The 409-nt window shown below is 50.4% G+C and carries 1 pseudogene; it reads left to right on the top strand.

From position 1 onward, the window contains the following. Positions 1-44: 44 nt before the first annotated feature. Positions 45-409 (top strand): annotated as a pseudogene (locus FCS21_RS16600) (hypothetical protein); the annotation flags it as partial.

The raw sequence follows: 409 nt of genomic DNA, 5'->3' as shown, positions 1-409 counted from the left end.
CACCAGGTCGGATGTTCCTTTCTCGATCCACTGGCACCTTGACGGTGAGTGATCGTCCAGAGGTTCTTTCCAACGTTTCGAGATACTTGAACTCGATCAACCGCAGCATCACGCGCCAGGTTCTGTTCAATGTCAAAGTCTTTGAGGTGACCCTCTCTGACAAGGATCAAACAGGCCTGGATTGGTCGGCGGTTTACACCAATCTGAGCAGCAAGTGGGGCTTTTCCCTAAAAAATGCCACCACGGGAGTTAGCACCAATGCGGTCTCGAGCTCGTTCAATGTTTTAGATACTTCAAACTCTCCCTGGGCTGGTTCCAATCTGATTATTAAAGCCCTTTCCGAACAGTACCGCGTCTCAAATGTCCGGTCGCCCTCGGTCACAACTTTGAATTTACAGCCTGCCCCTAT

It is taken from the genome of Colwellia ponticola (assembly GCF_005885605.1).
In the GTDB taxonomy this organism is placed as follows: domain Bacteria; phylum Pseudomonadota; class Gammaproteobacteria; order Enterobacterales; family Alteromonadaceae; genus Colwellia; species Colwellia ponticola.
The sequence above is the reverse complement of the archived record's forward strand: the minus strand, read 5'-3'. Positions and strand labels throughout refer to the sequence as shown.